Origin of the sequence: Catellatospora coxensis, from assembly GCF_016862635.1 — a bacterium.
GTDB classification, from domain to species: domain Bacteria; phylum Actinomycetota; class Actinomycetes; order Mycobacteriales; family Micromonosporaceae; genus Catellatospora; species Catellatospora coxensis.
The window spans coordinates 114,952-132,140 of record NZ_BONI01000002.1 but is presented as its reverse complement, the minus strand read 5'-3'; the positions used below and the strand labels follow the sequence as shown (position 1 = coordinate 132,140).

Genomic DNA, 17,189 nt, shown 5'->3' with positions numbered 1-17,189 from the left:
TGTGCGGACAGTGAAGGCCGATCGGAGCCGGAATGGGTGCGGGGCTCGCATTCGCGTGTGCTTCTCGCACGTGCGAACTGCGCAATCAAACCGTCCATTGTGTACGGCGTGATGAGACGAACATGGATCGGACGGAACTCTGCGATTACTGTGAGGAAGACTGGCACGAACGAAGGACGTGCGTTCTGTAATCGCGGCGTAACTTTGGGTTGGTACAAGTGCGCGTGGCCCGATCAATAACCGCAGAGCCGCACGAACCGTCCTCATGTCAGTAAAAGACCGGAAAGGGGGCACCCGATGCGGGACGCCTCGCTAGTCGTGGTCGCCAGCCGTCTGCCCATCAACGACGCCGCCGCCTCCGAAGGAGTCTTCGAATGGCGGCGCAGCCCCGGCGGCCTGGGCGAAGCCCTGCATCCCGTCCTCATCAACAAGCCGGCCACCTGGATCGGCTGGGCCGACAAGCCCGGCCCCACCCCGCCGCTGCCCGACGTCGACGGCGTGCACCTGATCCCGGTCGAGCTGTCCGAGGACGACATCCGCGACCACTACGAAGGCTTCGCCAACTCCACCCTGTGGCCGCTCTACCACGACGCCGTCGAGCCCGCGGTGCACCACCGCCGCTGGTGGGAGGCCTACCAGCGGGTCAACCAGCGCTACGCCGACCGCACCGCCCAGGTCGCCGCCCACGGCGCCGTGGTCTGGGTGCAGGACTACCACCTGCAACTGGTTCCCGCGATGCTGCGCGCGCAGCGCCCCGACCTGCGCATCGGCTTCTTCCTGCACGTGCCGTTCCCGCCCCCGGAGCTGTTCATGCAGCTGCCGCGCCGCGCCGAACTGCTGCGCGGCATGCTCGGCGCCGACCTGATCGGATTCCAGCGCATCCAGGCCGTCCACAACTTCCAGCAGCTCGTCGCGAAGGTGCTCGGCGCGAACGTCGACGAGCGCGGCATCGAGCTCGACGGCCGCGTCACCAGCACCGGCGCGTTCCCGGTGTCGATCGACACCGCCGAGATGGAGGCACTGGCCAGCCGCGACGAGGTCGTGCACCAGGCCGCGAAACTCCGGGCCGACCTGGGCGACCCGCAGCGGGTGATCCTCAGCGTGGACCGGCTCGACTACACCAAGGGCATCGAGCACCGGCTCAAGGCCTACCGGGAGCTGCTGGCCGACGGCCGGCTCAAGGTCCCCGAGACGGTGCTGGTGCAGGTCGCCATCCCGGGCCGGGAGCGCGTCGAGCAGTACCGGCAGCTGCGCGACCGGGTCGAGCGCGAGGTCGGCCGGATCAACGGCGACTTCGGCCGGCTCGGCGTCGCCGCGGTGCACTACATCAGCCAGGTCTTCGACCGCACCGAACTGGCCGCGCTGTACCGGGCCGCCGACGTCATGGCGGTCACCCCGCTGCGCGACGGCATGAACCTGGTCGCCAAGGAGTACGTCGCCGCCCGCGTCGACGGGTGCGGGGCGCTGCTGCTCAGCGAGTTCGCCGGGGCCGCCGCCGAGCTGACGCAGGCGTACCTGGTCAACCCGCACGACGTGGAGGGCCTCAAGGACACCCTGGTCGAGGCGCTGGCCGCCGATCCGAGCGAGCCGAGTCCGCAGATGGCGACCATGCGGGCACAGGTGCGCGCCCACGACATCCAGGCCTGGGCCCGCTCGTACCTGACCGCACTGGAGGCCGCCTGCGCCGGCCGGTGACGCGTCACCCGGACGGCTGACGCGCCCCATGCGGGCGATGGTGTCACGCGAGTCGCCAGGCAAGGATGCGCAGATGGCTGTGAACTTCCTTCTCACCGACGCGCGTGGCGTGCCGGACGACGACCCACTCGGACGTTCCTGGGTGGGTTGGCGACCGGATGCGACCGACGACGAGCTGTGGGAGGTCAACCGCGGTTTGTGGACACTGGGCAGACCCAGCCTCGACGAGCGGTTCGCGACCTTGTCGTACGACGGATGCGTCCAGGTCGTCGCCGAGATCACCGGACGGACGACCTACGAGGTGGACGGGCGGCGGAAGTGGGCGCTGCAGGGGGACGTGCTACGTCCCGGCGACCCGGTGCACGACGCTCTCAAAGGATCGTTCGCCCCGCGCGATCGCAACCCGGTGCGCTACTACGACTCGTCGGAGCTGGACTCGATCACTCCGGCGCGACGTGCCGAGTTCCGGGTGCGCGAGGCGGCCACCATGATCGCGACCTGGAATCCGGAGAAGTGGAACCCGGACGACTGGGAGACCCTGGTCTACGCGAAGGACGTGGCGACGATCGCCGCGGGCGGTCTGCTGCGCGGCCGCTGGTCGACCGGCCCGCGCAAGTCGGGGATCGAGCCGGGCGACCGGGTGTTCCTGCTGCGCCAGGGCGTCGAGCCGCGCGGCGTCATCGGCAGCGGCACCGTCACGAGCCGGATCTTCCCCGACTCGCACTGGGATGAGGCCAAGACCGGGGACGATGCCAACTACGTGCTGATCGAATGGGACACGCTCGTGCTGCCCGACGACGGGCTGCCACACGCCGACCTGGTCGAGCGGATTCCGGCCGGCGGCATCTGGAGACCGCAGGCCGGTGGCTGGGTGCCCGACGCGAAGGTCGCGGCCGAGCTGGAAGCACTCTGGGCCGAGCATTTGGGTCGCGCGATGCCTCCGCCGGCGCGGAGTACGCCTCGGCAGGGCTGGCAGATGGACCCGGTCAGGCGTCGCAAAGTCGAGGACGCCGCGCAGAACCGTCTGATGGCGCACTACCGCGACCGGGGCTGGACGGTCCACGACGTCCGCTTCGGCAACCCGTACGACGCCATCGCGACCAAGAACGGCAGGACGCTGTGGCTGGAGGCGAAGGGAACCGAGACCGCGGGTGACACGGTCATCGTGTCCCGCAACGAGGTCCGGTGGGCGAAGGAGCACCCGGGAGACTGCGTACTCGGAATCCTGTCCAACGTCGTCTTCCGGCCGGACGGGGAGGTTGACGCCGAGGGCGGCGTCTTCCGCGTGATGGCGTGGAACCCTGACGACACGGTCCTCAAGCCGCGCAGTTTCGACCTCACACCCACCCCCGTGGACGCGCCCGAGTGACTACCGCGCGAGTTCGTCAGCCGCGCGGCAGGTTCGCGGTGGCGGCGGGTAGACCCGCGACGTCGACGTCGACGGCCAGTAGAGCCCCGTCCGGTATCCCTGGTTCGGCGAGCCCGTACGACGCGGTCGTCATGAACAGCCGTCGCATGCCTGGACCGCCCAGGCACACGCTCGTCGGCTGAGCCGCGCCCAACCGGATCTCCCGGTCCAGGGTGCCGTCGGGCCGGTAGCGGCGTACGGCGTGGCCGCCCCACAGCGCCACCCACAGGTTGCCCGCGACGTCGACGGTCATCCCGTCGGGGAACCCGTCGGCGGGCGTCAGCCGCAGGAACGGCTTCTGCTCGGACAGCTCGCCGGTGGCCGGGTCGACGCTGAACCGGTCGACCTGGCCCAGCGGCGTGTCCGCGAGGTACATCACCGTGCCGGTCGCGTCGAACGCAGGGCCGTTGGTGATGGTCAGGCCGGTGACGGCAGCCTGCGTCGTGCCGTCGTGGCGGAACAGCGTGCCCGCGCCCGGCACCGCGTCATAGGTCATGGTCCCGGCCCAGAACCGCCCGTGCGGGTCGGCGACAGCGTCGTTCACCCTCGCCGGGAACGGATTCGTGGACTCCAGGTCGACGACCGGAAGCACCTGCCCGCCATCGAGCAGGGCCAGGCCGGTGCCGGCGGCGGCCAGCCACCGGCCGGGCTGCCCGGCCACCGGCGCGACCGCGCCCAGCGGCAGGTCCAGCCGGTACAGCTCGCGCAGCGGGCCCGGCGCGTCGCCGCCGGTCTCCAGCAGCCGCCCGGCGAGCAGGTCGACGAGCACGAGCCGGCCGTCGACCCAGCGCGCTCCTTCGCCGAGTTCGAGCCGGTCGTCGCTCCACGCCACCGGTTCGCTCAGCGTCGTGTGATCCTGTGCCGTCATCATGCTCCTTGTCGAGGGGGAGGGCGTCAGCGGACGGCGCTGCCGGGGTCGTGGTCGAGCAGGGCGAGGTCGGCGCGGAACGGCAGCCCTTCCCAGTCGCCGCGGGTGGCGACGGCGAACGCCCCGACGGTGACGGCGCGGTCGAGCCGTGCCGCGGCGTCGGCGCCGTCGAGCAGGCCGGACAGGTATCCGGCCACGAACGCGTCGCCCGCGCCGACGGTGTCGACGACCGGCACGGGCCGGGCGGGCCGGTGCAGCGTGCCGTGCTCGCCGTGGCTGGTCGCGCCGCCCGCGCCGTGCTTGACCACGACTTCGCGTACGCCCGCGGCCAGCAGCGCGGCGACCGGGTCGGCGTCATCGGTGAGCACCGCGAGCTCGTCGTCGGAGGCGACGACCAGGTCGAGCGAGGGCAACAGCGGTCGCAACGCGGCGGCGGCCCGCCGCGCCGACCACAGCCGGCTGCGGTGGTTGACGTCGAGGCTGACCAGGCTGCCCGCGGCCCGCGCGTGCCCGACCGCGTGACGCACCGCCTCGTACGGGCCGTCGCCGAGTGCGCAGGTGATGCCGGTGACGTGCACGATCCGCGGCGTGCGGCCGTCGGCGAACGCGGGGTGCACGTCGTCGGCGCTCAGCCGGGAGCCGGCCGAGCCGGTGCGGTGGTAGACGACCCGGGTCAGGTCAGCGACGCGGGGCTCGAACAGGATCAACCCGGTCGGGGCGTGCGGGTCGACACGGGCCAGGCCGATGTCGACGCCTTCGGCGCGCAGGCAACGCCGTACCAGCTCGCCGGGCTCGTCGGCGCCGGTGATGCCGAGCCAGCTCGCCCGGTGACCGAGCCGGGCCAGGCCGATCGCGACGGTGGACTCCGAGCCCGCGACGGACAGGTGCGCGGGGCCGCCGAGCCGCAGCGGCCCGGCCATCCGGAACGCGGCCATGGTCTCGCCGAGGGTGAGCACGTCGGTCATGCGGCCACTCCGGCGATGAACGCCTGGGCGCGCTCGCGCAGCGCGGCGAGGTCGCCGCCCCGGACGGCGTCGCCGAGCAGCGGCGAGCCGACGCCGACCGCGACCGCCCCGGCCTGCAGGTACTGCCCGGCCAGGGCCGCGTCGACGCCGCCGACGGGCACGAACGCGGTCTGCGGGAACGGGTCGCGCAGCGCGCGCAGGTAGCCGGGGCCGCCGATGGAGGCGGGGAACAGCTTGACCGCGGCCGCGTCGGCGAGGGTGGCCTGCACGACCTCACTGGGGGTCAGCGCGCCGGCCAGTACGGGCAGCCCGAGGCGGGCGGCTTCGGCCAGGCTGGGCGCGATGGCGGGGGTGACCAGGAAGGTCGCGCCCGCGTCGGCGGCCTGGCGGGCGTCGGTTTCGGTGAGCACCGTGCCCGCGCCGAGGGCGAATCCGGGGCCGAGTGCGGCGCGGGCGCGGGCGATGGTGTCCAGCGCCCCGGCGGCGGTGAGCGACACCTCGATCAGGCCGACGCCGCTGTCGGCGAGGGCGAGCACGCTGTCCAGGGCGGCCTGCGGGTCGGGGCCGCGCACGATCGCGAGCAGCCGGTGGGTGCGCAGGGTGTCGAGCAGGTTCATGGGGTGGTGCCTCCGCGGCGGTGAGCGGTGATGGTGAGCCGCCAGGTGACCTGGCCGGACGCGGGAACGACGGCGGCGTCGCCGGGGCCGGCCTCGGCGAGGTCGAAGACGGCGCCGAGCATCGGTTCGACGCCGATGCTGCGGTAGGGGCCGGGCTGGGGCCAGCCGCGCAGGTTGCGCCACAGGGCGGTGGAGCGGGGCTGGCCGTCGCAGTCCAGGTGCAGGGTGAGCCGGTCGGCTCCGTCGTGGACGTGCACGGTCGGGCAGCCGGTGAGGATCGCGCCGAGCGCGGTGCCGTCGTCGGGGCCGAGCCGGTCCAGGCGCAGCCCGGCCGGGGACGGCCAGGGCCCGTCGAGCCAGGGGCGGTCGACGGGCCAGGGTTCGGCCGGCAGTGGCGCGGCTTCGGGGTACAGCCTGGTGGTGGTGCCGGCGGGTGCGTCGAGGCGGGCGGCGGGGCTCAGGTCGAGCAGCGCGTGCGCGGCCCACACGAACCGGTAGCCGGGGTCGGCGGCCAGGGTGTAGTCGGCGACGACCGCGCCGGAGTGTTCGGACACGCTTCTGGTCAGGGTGAACTCGGGCCGGGTGATCGTCGCGCCGTCCGGGTTCCGCTGCCAGGGGTGGGACCAGACGTCCCCGTGGTCGGGCAGGCCGCGTACGGTCGGCAGGCATTCCTCCAGGCCGCCCGCGTCGACGAAGGCGTCACCGGGGGAGACCGTGTCGCGTTCGGTGCCGGGGCGGTGCCAGAGCCATTCGCGGTCGCCGCCGGACAGGCTGGTCCACCGGCCGCCGTGGGCGGGGTCCAGTTCGGCGCGCAGTGCGACCGGTGCGCCGGTCACCATTCGGCGAACGACCCGTCGTCGTGCCGCCAGACCGGGTTGCGCCAGGCGTGGCCGGTCGCGTCGGCCTTGCGTACGGCGGCCTCGTCGACGGTGATGCCCAGGCCGGGGGCGTCCAGGCGGTTGATGTGGCCGTCGACGAACGCGAACGGGGCCGGGTCGACCAGGTAGTCGAGCAGCTCGCTGCCCTGGTGGTAGTGGATGCCGATGCTCTGCTCCTGGATCAGGAAGTTCGGCGTGGCCAGCGCGACCTGAAGGCTCGCGGCCAGCGAGATCGGGCCCAGCGGGCAGTGCGGGGCGAGCACCGCGCCGTGGGTCTCGGCGAGCGCGGCGATGCGCCGCACCTCGGAGATGCCGCCGGCGTGGGACAGGTCGGGCTGCACGACCGCGACGCCGGCCTGCAGCGGGGCGAGGAACTCGGCCCGGCCGTAGAGCCGTTCGCCGGTCGCGATCGGCACGGGGGAGCAGGTCACGATGTCGTGCAGGCGGTGGGCCTGGTCGGGCAGCACCGGCTCCTCGGCGAAGAACGGCCGCAGGGGCGCGATCTCGGGCAGGATGCGGCGTACGGCAGCCGAACCGGCCCGGCCGTGGAAGTCGACGGCGATGTCGCGGTGCTCGCCGAGGGCGTCGCGGGCGGCGGCGACGCGGCTGACGACGGCGTCGACCTCGGCGGAGGTCGGGATGGGGGACAGCCGGCCGGAGGCGTTCATCTTTACCGCGGTCATCCCGGCGGCGACCTGCGCGGCGGCCTGCTCGCCGATCTCGGACGGGTCGTCGCCGCCGATCCAGGCGTAGATGCGCACCCGGTCGCGGACCGGTCCGCCGAGCAGGGCGTGCACGGGTGCGCCGTAGGCCTGCCCGGCGATGTCCCACAGGGCCTGGTCGAGTCCGGCGACGGCGCTGGACAGCACGGGGCCGCCGCGGTAGAAGCCGCCCTTGGTCAGCACCTGCCAGTGGTGCTCGATGCGCAGCGGGTCCTCGCCGATGAGGAGTTCGGCGAGCGTGTCGACGGCGGCGCGCACGACTTCGGCGCGGCCCTCGACGACAGGTTCGCCCCAGCCGACCAGCCCGTCGTCGGTCTGTACGCGGCAGAACAGCCACCGCGGCGCGACGAGGAACGTTTCGATTCGGTCGATCTTCAACGGGTGTCCTTCTGCTTGCGGACGTCGGCGACGTCCTGCGCTGCCTTGTCCAGCAGGTCGCCCATGGCCCGTTCGGCGGCCGCCGCGTCGCGGGCGCGGATCGCGGCCACCACGGCCTGGTGGCTGGGGACCGGGTCGCCGTGGTGCTCGGCGCCGTGGACGAGCTTGTCGCGTTCGGCCAGGCCGGTCTCCATGACGACCTTCATCCGCTCCAGCCACTCGTTGTGCGCGGCGTGCAGCAGGGCGCGGTGGAAGTTCAGGTCGGCGGCGACCGCGGCGGCGGGGTCGTCGTGGGCGTCGGCCATCTCGGCGAGCGCGGCGTCGAGCGCGGCGAGGTCGGCGTCGGTGGCGCGGGCGGCGGCGAGTTTAGCGGCCGCGGGCTCCATGATGGCGCGGACCTCGTGCAGCTGGTCGAGCAGCGACTCGTCGGCGCCGCCGGCGAACTGCCAGCGGATGACGTCGGCGTCGAGCAGGTTCCAGGCGGCGCGGGGCCGGACGAAGGTGCCGCGTTTGGGGCGGGCGTCGACCAGGCCCTTGGCGGTGAGCACCTTCAGCGCCTCCCGCATCACGGTGAGGCTGATGTCGAGTTCCTCCTGCAGCGCGGCGAGGTTGATCGTCGCGCCTTCGGCGATCTCGCCGGCGAGGATGCGCCCGGCGATGATCTCGACGGTCTGCCCGTGGACGCCGCGTCCTGTGTACTGTGCCAATGCTTCGCGCCTTCTCGCTCGTCGGTGCCGGTCAGGTCAGGCCGAGGCCTTGGTCGCGGTCCAGCCGCCGTCGACCACCAGGCTGGTCCCGGTGATGTAGGCGGCGTCGGCGGAGGCGAGGAACGCTATCGTCGCGGCGACCTCGTCGGGGGCGCCGAACCGCTTGGCGACAGTCTCGGCCACGCTGGCCCGCCGGTCCGCTTCGGACACGTCGTCCCACGCGGCGGTGAGGATCGGGCCGGGCAGCACGGTGTTGACGCGGATCTCGGGACCGTACTCGACGGCGAGCTGCCGGGCCAGGGCCACCAGGCCGCCCTTGGCGGCGGCGTAGGCGGGGCGGCCGGGCAGGCCGACCAGGGCGTGGACCGAGGAGACGACCACGACCGCGCCGTGCTCGGCGCGCAGGTCGGCAAGGCACGCGCGGACGCCGAGGAAGGTGCCGGTGAGGCTGACGGCGAGCTGGTGGTCCCAGGATGAGCGGCTGGTCAGGTGCGCCGGGGTGACCTCGACGGTGTAGGCGTTGCTGACCAGGATGCCGATCGGGCCGAACCGCTCGCGGACGGCGGCGGCCGCGGACTCCCAGCCGACCTCGTCGGAGACATCGACGGTCACGGACAGTGCGCGGCCGCCGGAGCCGTTGATCTCGTCGGCGAGCGCTCCCGTTTCGGCGATGTCGAGCAGGCCGACGGCGGTGCCCTCAGCGGCGAGCCGACGGGCGGTGGCCGCGCCGATGCCGCCGGCTGCCCCTGTGATCAGGGCGTTCTTGCCGTTCAGGCCGCGCATAGACTGGCTCCCCATCTGCCGGAGTAACGATCCCCACCTGAGATCTAATCATTAATTACGAAGATATCTTGACAGCCGCCGAGGCGCGATGCAACCTGTTGGACACAAGGATTTACGTGATCGACATACGCACAGTCACCCCCGCATCCCTCAGGAAGGATGTCCTCAGTGAGCGACTTCGATCCCAGTCGTCGCCGGCTGCTCGGCCTCGGCCTGGCCGGCCTCGGCGCCCTCGGCGCCGGCCCCCTGCTCAGCGCCTGCGCCAGCTCCGCCGGCACCGGTAGCACCCCCACCGGTGGCGGCATCACCCTTCAGTCGAACCTCACCGGGGCGGCCAAGTCCGGTCTCGAGAAGCTCGTCGCCGACTTCAACAAGCTCGGCAAGGGCACCGCGACGCTGAACACGGTCGCGACCGAGATCTACCGGACCCAGCTGCCGACCTACCTCAGCTCCGCCAACCCGCCGGACCTGTACACCTGGTACTCGGGCTCGGTCGCCAACGCGTACTCGCGCAAGAACCTGCTGCTCGACGTGTCCGACGTGTGGCAGGGGCTGGGCGAATACACCCCGGCGATGCGCAACGTGTCCACCGACGAGACCGGCAAGCAGATCTTCGTCCCGATGAACAACTACTGGTGGGGCTTCTTCTACCGCAAGTCCAACTTCGCCAAGTGGGGCGTGCAGCCGCCGAAGACCTGGGCGGAGTTCCTGACCCTGTGCCAGACCCTCAAGAGCAAGGGCATCCCGCCGATCGGCATCGGCCTGGGCGACACCCCGTGGGTCGCCTCGGCCTGGTTCGACTACCTCAACATCCGCGTCAACGGCGCGCCGTTCCACCGCGAACTGCTCGCCGGCAAGCAGCGCTTCGACGACCCCAAGGTCAAGGCCGTCTTCGCCAAGTGGAGCGAGGCCCTGCCGTACTTCGACCCCAAGGGCAAGGCGTACCCGTTCCAGGAGGCGACCACCGCCCTGCTCGCGGGCAAGACCGGCATGTTCCTCATCGGCACCTTCCTCGCCGACGCGACAGCCAAGGACGTCGTGGAAGACCTCGACTTCTTCCAGTTCCCGATCATCGACCCGGCGGTGCCGGTCGCGGAGGAGGCGCCCACCGACGGCCTCTTCGCCAGCGCCAAGACCGCCAACCCGGCCGCCACCAAGGCGCTGCTGACCTACGCGGCCTCCGTGGAGGCGCAGGAGGCGTACGTCGCCAACAGCTCCGGCATCATCCTGCCCGCCCACCCCAAGGCCAAGGCGTCCGACATGCCGCTGGTCGCCAAGGGCAAGGCCATGCTGGCCGGCGCCGCCGAGCTCACCCAGTTCTTCAACCGCGACTCCAGCGACGCGCTGCAGCCCACCGCGGACACGGCGCTGACCAGGTTCATCGACAAGCCCGACCAGATCGACGCGATCCTCGCCGAGTGGCAGAAGAACGCCGAGAAGGTCTTCAAGGGCTGACGTGACCGCGGTCAGCTCCACCAACAGCACTGCACGGCGGCGGCGGTCGTTTCGGCCGTCGCCGCTCCTGCTCACCTTCGTTCTGGTGCCGTTCGTGGTCGAGAGCATCTGGGTGTTCTGGCCCGCGATCCAAGGGGTCTTCTTCTCGTTCACGCGGTGGGACGGGTTGTCCGCCCCGGCACCCGTCGGCTTCGACAACTACGTCGAGCTGGCCGGCGACCCGGTCTTCCGGGGCGCCCTCGGCAACACGGTCCTGTGGCTGCTGCTCTTCGGCGGCCTGTCCGTCATCGGCGGCTTCGGCATGGCGCTGGCCCTGCAGCGCGAGCGCCGCGGGGTCGGCATCTACCGCGCCGCGCTGTTCCTGCCGGTCGTGTTCTCGCTGGTCGTCACGGCGCTCGTCTGGCGGGTCTTCTACCAGCCCGACGGGCTCGTCGACCAGGTGCTGACCGCGGTCGGGCTCGAACACCTCATCCGGCCCTGGCTGGCCGACCCGGAGACCGCGTTCTACGCCGTGATCATCCCGTCGCTGTGGCGGCAGATCGGCTACATCATGGTGCTCTACCTGGCCGGTCTCAAGGCCGTCGACCCGGCCGTGCACGAAGCGGCGAAGGTCGACGGCGCCAACAGCTGGCAGCGGCTCTGGCACGTCACCGTCCCCCAGCTCAAGGGCGTCAACGCGGTCATCCTGTCGGTCATCGTCATCGACTCGCTGCGCTCGTTCGACATCGTCTGGTCGCTGACCCGCGGCGGCCCGTACCACTCCTCGGAACTGCTGAGCACCTACATGTACTCGGCCGCGTTCCAGAGTCTGCGCCTGGGTTACGGCTCGGCGATCGCCGTGGTGATCTTCCTGCTCGCGCTCGTGGTCATCATCGGCTACCTGGTCCGCGCCTTCCGGGAGGAGTCATGATGAGCAGACTGCGCACCGGCGGCTACCACGCCGCCATGACCATGGTGTCGCTGCTGTGGCTCGGCCCGATCATCTGGGTCGTCGTCCTGTCCACCCGCACCTTCGACGACATCGCCGCCAACGGGGTCGGCAGCCTGCCGCACTCGTTCACCCTGGACACCTACCGGCAGGCGTGGACCGACGGCGGCCAGCTGCAGGCCCTCATCAACAGCCTGTTGGTCACCGTGCCCGCGGTCCTGCTCAGCCTCGGCCTGGGCGCGATGGGAGCCTTCGCGCTGAGCCGGTACCGCATCCCCGGCCGGCGCACCATCCTGCTGCTGATGCTCGCCGGCAACCTGCTCCCACCGCAGATCGTGCTCATCCCGGTCAGCAAGTTCAGCGAGCTGACCGGCCTGTACGACACCCTGTGGGCGCTCATCGCCGTGCAGGTCGGCTTCGGCCTCGGCTTCTACACCTTCGTGCTGCACGGCTTCATGCGCGACCTGCCCAACGAGATCCAGGAGGCCGCGACCATCGACGGGGCCGGCGTCGGGCAGATCTTCACCCGGGTCATCCTGCCGCTGACCAGGCCGGCCCTGGCCGCACTCGGCGCGCTGTCGTTCACCTGGATCTTCAACGACCTGCTGTGGGCGATCACCGTCGTCCGCACCGAGGCCACCATGCCCGTCACCCCGGCGCTGCTGGGCCTGCAGGGCCAGTTCGTGTCGTCCTGGAGCGTGATCGCCGCCGGGACGGTCATCGCCGCCGTGCCGACCGTCGCGGTGTTCCTCGCCTTCCAGCGCCACTTCATCTCGGGCCTGGCGATCGGAGCAGTCAAATGAGCAACCGGCAGTGGACCCTGCGCGGCGCGCACACCGAGTACACCGTCGCCGTGCCCGAGCACGGCCGCTGGCTGGAGCTGGTCGCCTGGGGCCCGCACGGCGTCGGCGAAGGCCCGTCACCGGTCGCCTACACCGGGCCGACGCCGTTCCTCACCGCGGGCGACTACGCCCCGGTCGAATACGCCACCGACGCCGTACGCCCCTTCGCCGGCGCGGAACTCGTCGTCGAGCTGCCGACCGGCGACCGGCGCGTGTCCTGGGACTTCCAGGAGGCGACCGGCGACGAGCGGCAGCTGCGCGTGCTGTTCACCGACCCGGTCACCGGGCTGCGCGCCGAGCACCGCTACCGCATCGCCGACGGCACCGACGTCGTCGAGCGGTGGACGGAGCTGCACAACCCCGGCGACACCACGCTGCGCCTGGTCCAGGCCGCGTCCGCGGCCTTCAACATGCCCACCCCGCACGGCGCGCGGATCAGCTACCAGTGGGGCCAGTGGGCGCAGGAGTTCCAGCTCGACCACGTCGACCTCGGCCAGGGCCGGTTCACCGTCGGCAGCGCGCAAGGCGTGCCCGGACACCTGTTCGTGCCCTGGCTCGCCGTCCGCGACCGCGCCGACGAGACCGGCCCCGCCTGGGGCGTCGCCCTGGCCTGGACCGGCTCCTGGGAGATCGCCGCGCAGCGCGACACCGGCGGCCTGACCCGCGTCACCGCGGGCCGCCACCTCGCCGACGGCCCGCTCGAACTGCCCCCGGGCGGCAAGCTCACGCTCCCGGTCGCCGCCGGCGCGTACAGCGACGAAGGACTCGACGGCCTCGCCCGCGTCTGGCACACCTACCAGCGCGAACTCGCCGGCGACCGGCTCGGCCGGATCCGGCCCGTGCTCTACAACTCCTGGGAAGCCACCGGATTCGCCGTCGACGCCGCCAACCAGCTCGCCCTGGCGCGCACCGCCGCCGACATCGGCGCGGAGGCGTTCGTCGTCGACGACGGCTGGTTCATCGGCCGCCACGACGACCGCGGCGGGCTCGGCGACTGGACCGTCGACGAGGCCAAGTTCCCCGACGGGTTCGACACGTTCATCGCCGAGATCCGCGCCATGGGACTCACCTTCGGCCTGTGGGTCGAACCCGAATGCGTCAGCCCCGCCTCACGCCTGTACGCCGAACACCCCGACTGGGTGTACGCCGTCGACGGCCGCCCGCAGACCCTGGTGCGCAACCAGCTCCTGCTCGACCTCGGCCGGCCCGAGGTCGCCGAGTTCGTGCACGGCACCGTCGACGGGCTGCTGCGCCGCCACGACATCGGCTACCTCAAATGGGACTTCAACCGCCCCCGCACCGAACCCGGCCGCCACGGGGCCGCCGCGCCCGTCGACCTCGACGGCGCGCACGTGGCCAACCTGCACCGCATCTACGAGCAGCTGCGCCACGACCACCCCGACGTGATCATCGAGGCCTGCGCGGGCGGCGGCGGCCGCACCGACCTGGCCATGGCCGCCCGCGCCGACGTGGTCTGGCCCAGCGACAACACCGGCCCGCTCGACCGCCTCGCCATCCAGCACGGGTTCCTGCACGCCAACGCCCCGCACCTGCTCAGCTCCTGGGTCACCGACGCGCCCGGCCTGTTCGACCCGCGGCCCCGCTCGCTGGCGTTCCGGTTCGTGCTCGCCATGGCGGGCGTGCTCGGCATCGGCGCGGACATCCGGCACTGGGACGAGGGGCAGCGCGCCGAAGCGGCGACGTGGATCGCCCGGTACAAGCAGATCCGCGACGTGGTCCAACGCGGCGAGGTGCACCTCATCGGAGGTCCGGACCGGGCACGCTGCGCCGTGCAGTACACCGCACCCGACGGCGCGACGGTGGTCGTGCTCGCCTGGCACACCGGGAAGCTCGACGGACCCGGCCTGCTGCCGTCACGGCCGTTGCGCCTGCCTCTGCGCGGCCTCGGCCGCCGGGACGTCTACCGCACCCAGGACGGCCAGGAGTACTCCGGCAGCCACCTGACCGCCGTCGGCCTGCCGGCGCAGTGGACCGCCGAGCACGACGCGGAACTGATCGTGCTGCACCGGCGCTGAGGACCGCAGGGGCGAGCACCCGCGGGAATCCCGCCGGTGATCGCCCCCTCCGTCACCGCGTCGGCGCCGAGCTCGCCTTGACCTCCGGCCCCCGTGCCGCCGTGGTGGGCAGCGGGCCGTCCGTCACCGGGACGAGGCTCAGCAGTTCCTGACTGGAGACCACCTGCTTCAGCTGCTCGACGCTGATCACCGAGGCCGCCGCGTCGCGCTCCATGACCACCGCACGGTGATCCGCGTACACGGCTCCGACGGTGAGGGAGGTGCCGGCGTAGGACAGCCCGTAGAGCAAGGGCGACGCGCCGCCGCCGTCCTCGCAGAACACGACGTCCCGGGGCTGCAGCCCGGCCGCGGCGATCACGTTTAGGTCTGCGCAGGAGCCCGGCACCCACGGGGAGGTCTCGTGCACGAACAGGTTCACGGTCAGGTGCCCGTACTCGCGCTGGTGGCCAAGGTTGATCACGGTGTAGGCGTTGGAGATGTCCGGCTGGCCCGGGTTGCACAGGTCATAGGCGTTCTGCACGACATAGTCGTCCCGGTCGGGCAGCAGGTCCAGGACCGTTCGCACATACTGCGGCCAGTCCCCGGCCGCGACTTCCTTCGTCGTCGGGTTGACCATGGGCGCGGTCTCGCACTCACCAGCGACAGGCGGCGACGCGGCAGCCCCGACCGGTAGGTCGATGCCGATCCCCGGCGCGGCAGCAGGCGGCGTGCCCCGCATCGTGAACGGGACGGTCAGCGCCGCGACCGCGGCGACGGCGGCCAGCGCCGTCAGGGCACCGCGCCTGCGCCGCATGCCCTTCGCGCCCTGCAACGCCGCATCGGCGAGGTCCGCCGGCCCGGCGACCTCCGACAGCCGCTGCATGGCAGCTCTCAGCTCGGGTTCGGGTGGTGTATTCATGCTGGCTCCTCGATGTAGATCAGCTCCGGACACAGCACACGAAGGCGGGTCAGCGTCCGATGAACCTGGCTGCGCACCGTGCCGATCGAGGTGCCCATCAGTGCGGCCACCTCGGCCTCGGGCAGGTCCTCGTAGTAGCGCAGGACCACCACGGCCCGCTGCTTGCGGGTCAGCTCGTTGAGAACCCGGGCCAGCGCCAACCGGAGCACCGCCTCACCCGCCGGATCGTCGACCGCTCCCCGCTCGGGCAGCAGTTCCATCGCGTGTTCGCGACGGTTCCGGCGGCCCCGCCAGACGCTGATGTGCTGCCGATACAGGATCTTGCGGACGTACCCGTCGGGTGACCCCGTTCGATGCACTCTGGGCCAGTGCAGCGCCAGCTTCGTCAGCGTCACCTGAAGCAGATCCTCGGCGTCCTGTTGATGCCCGGTGAGCAGGTAGGCGACGCGGAACAGGGCCCCTTGCCGCATCGCCACGTACTCCCGGAACTCCCGTTCGGCGAGCTCGTCCATTCAGGTTCCTCCCTCGTGTCACCCATCAACACGCGCCCGGGGAGGCGTCACTATGTCATGCGGGTCCCGGTATTCGCGGGGCCCGCAGCCGAGTCTTCGCAAGCGTCGGCGGCACCCACCATCCAGCGGGTGCCGCCACAGGGCAGGAGTGGTGTCAGTCCTTCCGGTATCCGGCCTCCCGGCGGCAGCCGGCGAGGTGGTAGGCGAAACCGTCGGCGGGCAGTTCGAGCGCGGCACCGCCGGTCGTCGTCCCGAACACGGCGTGGCGCAGCACCTTCCCGTCGCTCCAGATCAGATCGCGGCCCTGCAGGCACGGGAACGCCGAGATCTCGGCCGAGCCGCGGTGCCCGGACAGGTCGATCCGGTGCATCGCCGTGCCGTCCAGCAGCGAGAACTCGACGTAGGTGGCGCGGTGCCCGCGGTCTTCGGTCGTGAAGACCAGGACCGCCGCGGTGCTGCCGGTGACGGGCACGATGACGGGCAGGTCCGCGAGGCCGAGCACGTGGTCGTCCGGTTTCAGCAGGGCGGAGACGTCGACGTCGATGCGGCGGGAACGGCCGGTGCCCGGATCGGTCAGCGACAGCGAAAACGCGGTCTTGCCGGGTTGGTCGTCGGTGCCGCGCAGCACCTCGCCGGTGTCGAGCACGCCCTTGACGTCGCTCCACCGGCCGTTGCCGTCCAGCGCGCGCTCCTTGCCGCCGGCCAGCGGAACGAGCCGCAGCCCGTAGGACTTCGCCGGGTACGGAACATCGATGATGATCCAGTCACCGGAACGGGACCAGGCGACGGGCCGGCCGGCCAGACGCCGCTGGGAGGTGCCGGTCAGGTCGCGCAGCACGGTCCGCCCGTCCGGCTCGGTCCAGGTCAGCCAGCGGCCGTCGGGCGACAGCCAGAGCGAGGGCACGTCGTTCTCGTCGTTGGTTATCAGCAGCCGGTACCAGCCTGACGTGGCCGCGATCTGCACCGTCATCACCCCGCGGGCGTAGCTCGTGCGAAGCAGCGAGGCGGGCCCCACCCCGCGATCTTTCGGCAGGTCGGGCAGCACCGCCCCGGCCGCCGGCACGCTGGTCGGCAGCGCCGGTGAGCCGAGCGGCGCGACCAGCGACGGGCGTGGTGACGGGGTCGGCGAGGGCGAGCCGGTCAGCGGCGGCGGGACCTTCGCCGGGCCGAGCGTCGCGTAGACGGCCAGGCCGAGGGCGAGCGGCACCAGTGCCAGCGCCGCGACCACGGCCGTGCGCCGCGCCCGTCGCCGGCCGGCCGTCGCGACCGCGGCGTTCGCGTCGGCGTACTGGCCGGCCTGTTCGGCGAACAGCGGCAGCGCGCGGCGCAGGTGGCCCAGCGCCACGCTGGTCTGGCTCTTGACGGTAGTCCAGGGTCGAAAAAAGCCGTTGGTAGGCGATATCCCTCACGAGAGACAGCTCCTTCGGTGCAGTTCCCATGGAATGTATTGACGGCGCTTATCCAGTTACAACGAGATCGCATTAGCGTCAGAGGACA

Annotated in this window: 16 protein-coding genes; 6 read left to right on the top strand and 10 right to left on the bottom strand. The window is 71.9% G+C overall.

Going from position 1 to position 17,189, the window contains the following annotated elements; all coding sequences use genetic code 11:
* The first annotated feature begins 297 nt into the window (after positions 1-297).
* Positions 298-1,695: an alpha,alpha-trehalose-phosphate synthase (UDP-forming) gene (locus tag Cco03nite_RS01985; RefSeq protein WP_203688164.1), complete on the top strand. Its 1,398-nt coding sequence runs from the start codon at positions 298-300 to the stop codon at positions 1,693-1,695.
* A gap of 73 nt (positions 1,696-1,768) precedes the next feature.
* The gene (locus tag Cco03nite_RS01980; RefSeq protein ID WP_203688163.1) at positions 1,769-3,064 is read left to right on the top strand and encodes a protein NO VEIN domain-containing protein; all 1,296 of its coding nucleotides are present in this window, start codon (positions 1,769-1,771) and stop codon (positions 3,062-3,064) included.
* A 16-nt stretch (positions 3,065-3,080) separates the two neighbouring features.
* Here the strand turns inward: Cco03nite_RS01980 and Cco03nite_RS01975 are convergent, their stop codons facing one another.
* From Cco03nite_RS01975 to Cco03nite_RS01945, 7 genes are read right to left on the bottom strand one after another with little or no spacing between them, the layout of a single operon-like run.
* Positions 3,081-3,971, bottom strand: a complete 891-nt coding sequence (locus tag Cco03nite_RS01975) for an SMP-30/gluconolactonase/LRE family protein (RefSeq protein WP_203688162.1) — start codon at positions 3,969-3,971, stop codon at positions 3,081-3,083.
* A 26-nt stretch (positions 3,972-3,997) separates the two neighbouring features.
* Positions 3,998-4,936, bottom strand: a complete 939-nt coding sequence (locus Cco03nite_RS01970) for a sugar kinase (RefSeq protein WP_203688161.1) — start codon at positions 4,934-4,936, stop codon at positions 3,998-4,000.
* Positions 4,933-5,553, bottom strand: a complete 621-nt coding sequence (locus tag Cco03nite_RS01965; protein WP_203688160.1) for a bifunctional 4-hydroxy-2-oxoglutarate aldolase/2-dehydro-3-deoxy-phosphogluconate aldolase — start codon at positions 5,551-5,553, stop codon at positions 4,933-4,935. Before Cco03nite_RS01965 ends, Cco03nite_RS01970 begins: the two co-directional genes overlap by 4 nt.
* Entirely contained in the window at positions 5,550-6,392 is an 843-nt protein-coding gene (locus Cco03nite_RS01960; protein ID WP_203688159.1) for an aldose epimerase family protein, read from the bottom strand. The genes Cco03nite_RS01965 and Cco03nite_RS01960 overlap by 4 nt, the downstream gene beginning before the upstream one ends.
* On the bottom strand, positions 6,386-7,531 hold the full coding sequence (gene dgoD, locus Cco03nite_RS01955) for a galactonate dehydratase (RefSeq protein WP_203688158.1): 1,146 nt from the start codon (positions 7,529-7,531) through the stop codon (positions 6,386-6,388). Before dgoD ends, Cco03nite_RS01960 begins: the two co-directional genes overlap by 7 nt.
* Entirely contained in the window at positions 7,528-8,238 is a 711-nt protein-coding gene (locus Cco03nite_RS01950) for a FadR/GntR family transcriptional regulator (RefSeq protein WP_203688157.1), read from the bottom strand. The genes dgoD and Cco03nite_RS01950 overlap by 4 nt, the downstream gene beginning before the upstream one ends.
* Positions 8,239-8,274: 36 nt before the next feature.
* On the bottom strand, positions 8,275-9,021 hold the full coding sequence (locus Cco03nite_RS01945; protein ID WP_203688156.1) for an SDR family NAD(P)-dependent oxidoreductase: 747 nt from the start codon (positions 9,019-9,021) through the stop codon (positions 8,275-8,277).
* A 168-nt stretch (positions 9,022-9,189) separates the two neighbouring features.
* On the opposite strand from Cco03nite_RS01945, the gene Cco03nite_RS01940 reads away from it, so the two are divergent.
* From Cco03nite_RS01940 to Cco03nite_RS01925, 4 genes are all read left to right on the top strand, one after another.
* Positions 9,190-10,476, top strand: coding sequence for an ABC transporter substrate-binding protein (locus Cco03nite_RS01940; protein ID WP_203688155.1), 1,287 nt, complete (start codon positions 9,190-9,192; stop codon positions 10,474-10,476).
* 85 nt (positions 10,477-10,561) lie between these two features.
* Positions 10,562-11,386, top strand: a complete 825-nt coding sequence (locus Cco03nite_RS01935) for a carbohydrate ABC transporter permease (protein ID WP_239167041.1) — start codon at positions 10,562-10,564, stop codon at positions 11,384-11,386.
* Complete coding sequence (locus tag Cco03nite_RS01930) at positions 11,386-12,207, top strand: carbohydrate ABC transporter permease (RefSeq protein WP_203688153.1); 822 nt, start codon at positions 11,386-11,388, stop codon at positions 12,205-12,207. The genes Cco03nite_RS01935 and Cco03nite_RS01930 overlap by 1 nt, the downstream gene beginning before the upstream one ends.
* Positions 12,204-14,282: an alpha-galactosidase gene (locus Cco03nite_RS01925; RefSeq protein WP_203688152.1), complete on the top strand. Its 2,079-nt coding sequence runs from the start codon at positions 12,204-12,206 to the stop codon at positions 14,280-14,282. The genes Cco03nite_RS01930 and Cco03nite_RS01925 overlap by 4 nt, the downstream gene beginning before the upstream one ends.
* Before the next feature lie 52 nt (positions 14,283-14,334).
* On the opposite strand, the gene Cco03nite_RS01920 is transcribed toward Cco03nite_RS01925, so the two are convergent.
* From Cco03nite_RS01920 to Cco03nite_RS01910, 3 genes are all read right to left on the bottom strand, one after another.
* Positions 14,335-15,180, bottom strand: coding sequence for a hypothetical protein (locus Cco03nite_RS01920; RefSeq protein ID WP_203688151.1), 846 nt, complete (start codon positions 15,178-15,180; stop codon positions 14,335-14,337).
* Positions 15,177-15,692, bottom strand: coding sequence for a SigE family RNA polymerase sigma factor (locus Cco03nite_RS01915; RefSeq protein ID WP_203688150.1), 516 nt, complete (start codon positions 15,690-15,692; stop codon positions 15,177-15,179). The genes Cco03nite_RS01920 and Cco03nite_RS01915 overlap by 4 nt, the downstream gene beginning before the upstream one ends.
* Positions 15,693-15,846: 154 nt before the next feature.
* On the bottom strand, positions 15,847-17,037 hold the full coding sequence (locus Cco03nite_RS01910; protein WP_203688149.1) for a TolB-like translocation protein: 1,191 nt from the start codon (positions 17,035-17,037) through the stop codon (positions 15,847-15,849).
* Positions 17,038-17,189 lie beyond the last annotated feature (152 nt).

What these genes read in the sequence shown, in the direction of transcription:
- Cco03nite_RS01930 (WP_203688153.1), top strand. Translation starts at nt 11,386, where the DNA reads ATGAGCAGACTGCGCACCGGCGGCTACCACGCCGCCATGACCATGGTG.
- Cco03nite_RS01915 (WP_203688150.1), bottom strand. Translation starts at nt 15,692, where the DNA reads ATGGACGAGCTCGCCGAACGGGAGTTCCGGGAGTACGTGGCGATGCGG.
- Cco03nite_RS01965 (WP_203688160.1), bottom strand. Translation starts at nt 5,553, where the DNA reads ATGAACCTGCTCGACACCCTGCGCACCCACCGGCTGCTCGCGATCGTG.
- Cco03nite_RS01925 (WP_203688152.1), top strand. Translation starts at nt 12,204, where the DNA reads ATGAGCAACCGGCAGTGGACCCTGCGCGGCGCGCACACCGAGTACACC.
- Cco03nite_RS01970 (WP_203688161.1), bottom strand. Translation starts at nt 4,936, where the DNA reads ATGACCGACGTGCTCACCCTCGGCGAGACCATGGCCGCGTTCCGGATG.
- Cco03nite_RS01985 (WP_203688164.1), top strand. Translation starts at nt 298, where the DNA reads ATGCGGGACGCCTCGCTAGTCGTGGTCGCCAGCCGTCTGCCCATCAAC.
- Cco03nite_RS01920 (WP_203688151.1), bottom strand. Translation starts at nt 15,180, where the DNA reads ATGAATACACCACCCGAACCCGAGCTGAGAGCTGCCATGCAGCGGCTG.
- Cco03nite_RS01975 (WP_203688162.1), bottom strand. Translation starts at nt 3,971, where the DNA reads ATGACGGCACAGGATCACACGACGCTGAGCGAACCGGTGGCGTGGAGC.
- Cco03nite_RS01945 (WP_203688156.1), bottom strand. Translation starts at nt 9,021, where the DNA reads ATGCGCGGCCTGAACGGCAAGAACGCCCTGATCACAGGGGCAGCCGGC.
- Cco03nite_RS01980 (WP_203688163.1), top strand. Translation starts at nt 1,769, where the DNA reads ATGGCTGTGAACTTCCTTCTCACCGACGCGCGTGGCGTGCCGGACGAC.
- Cco03nite_RS01960 (WP_203688159.1), bottom strand. Translation starts at nt 6,392, where the DNA reads ATGGTGACCGGCGCACCGGTCGCACTGCGCGCCGAACTGGACCCCGCC.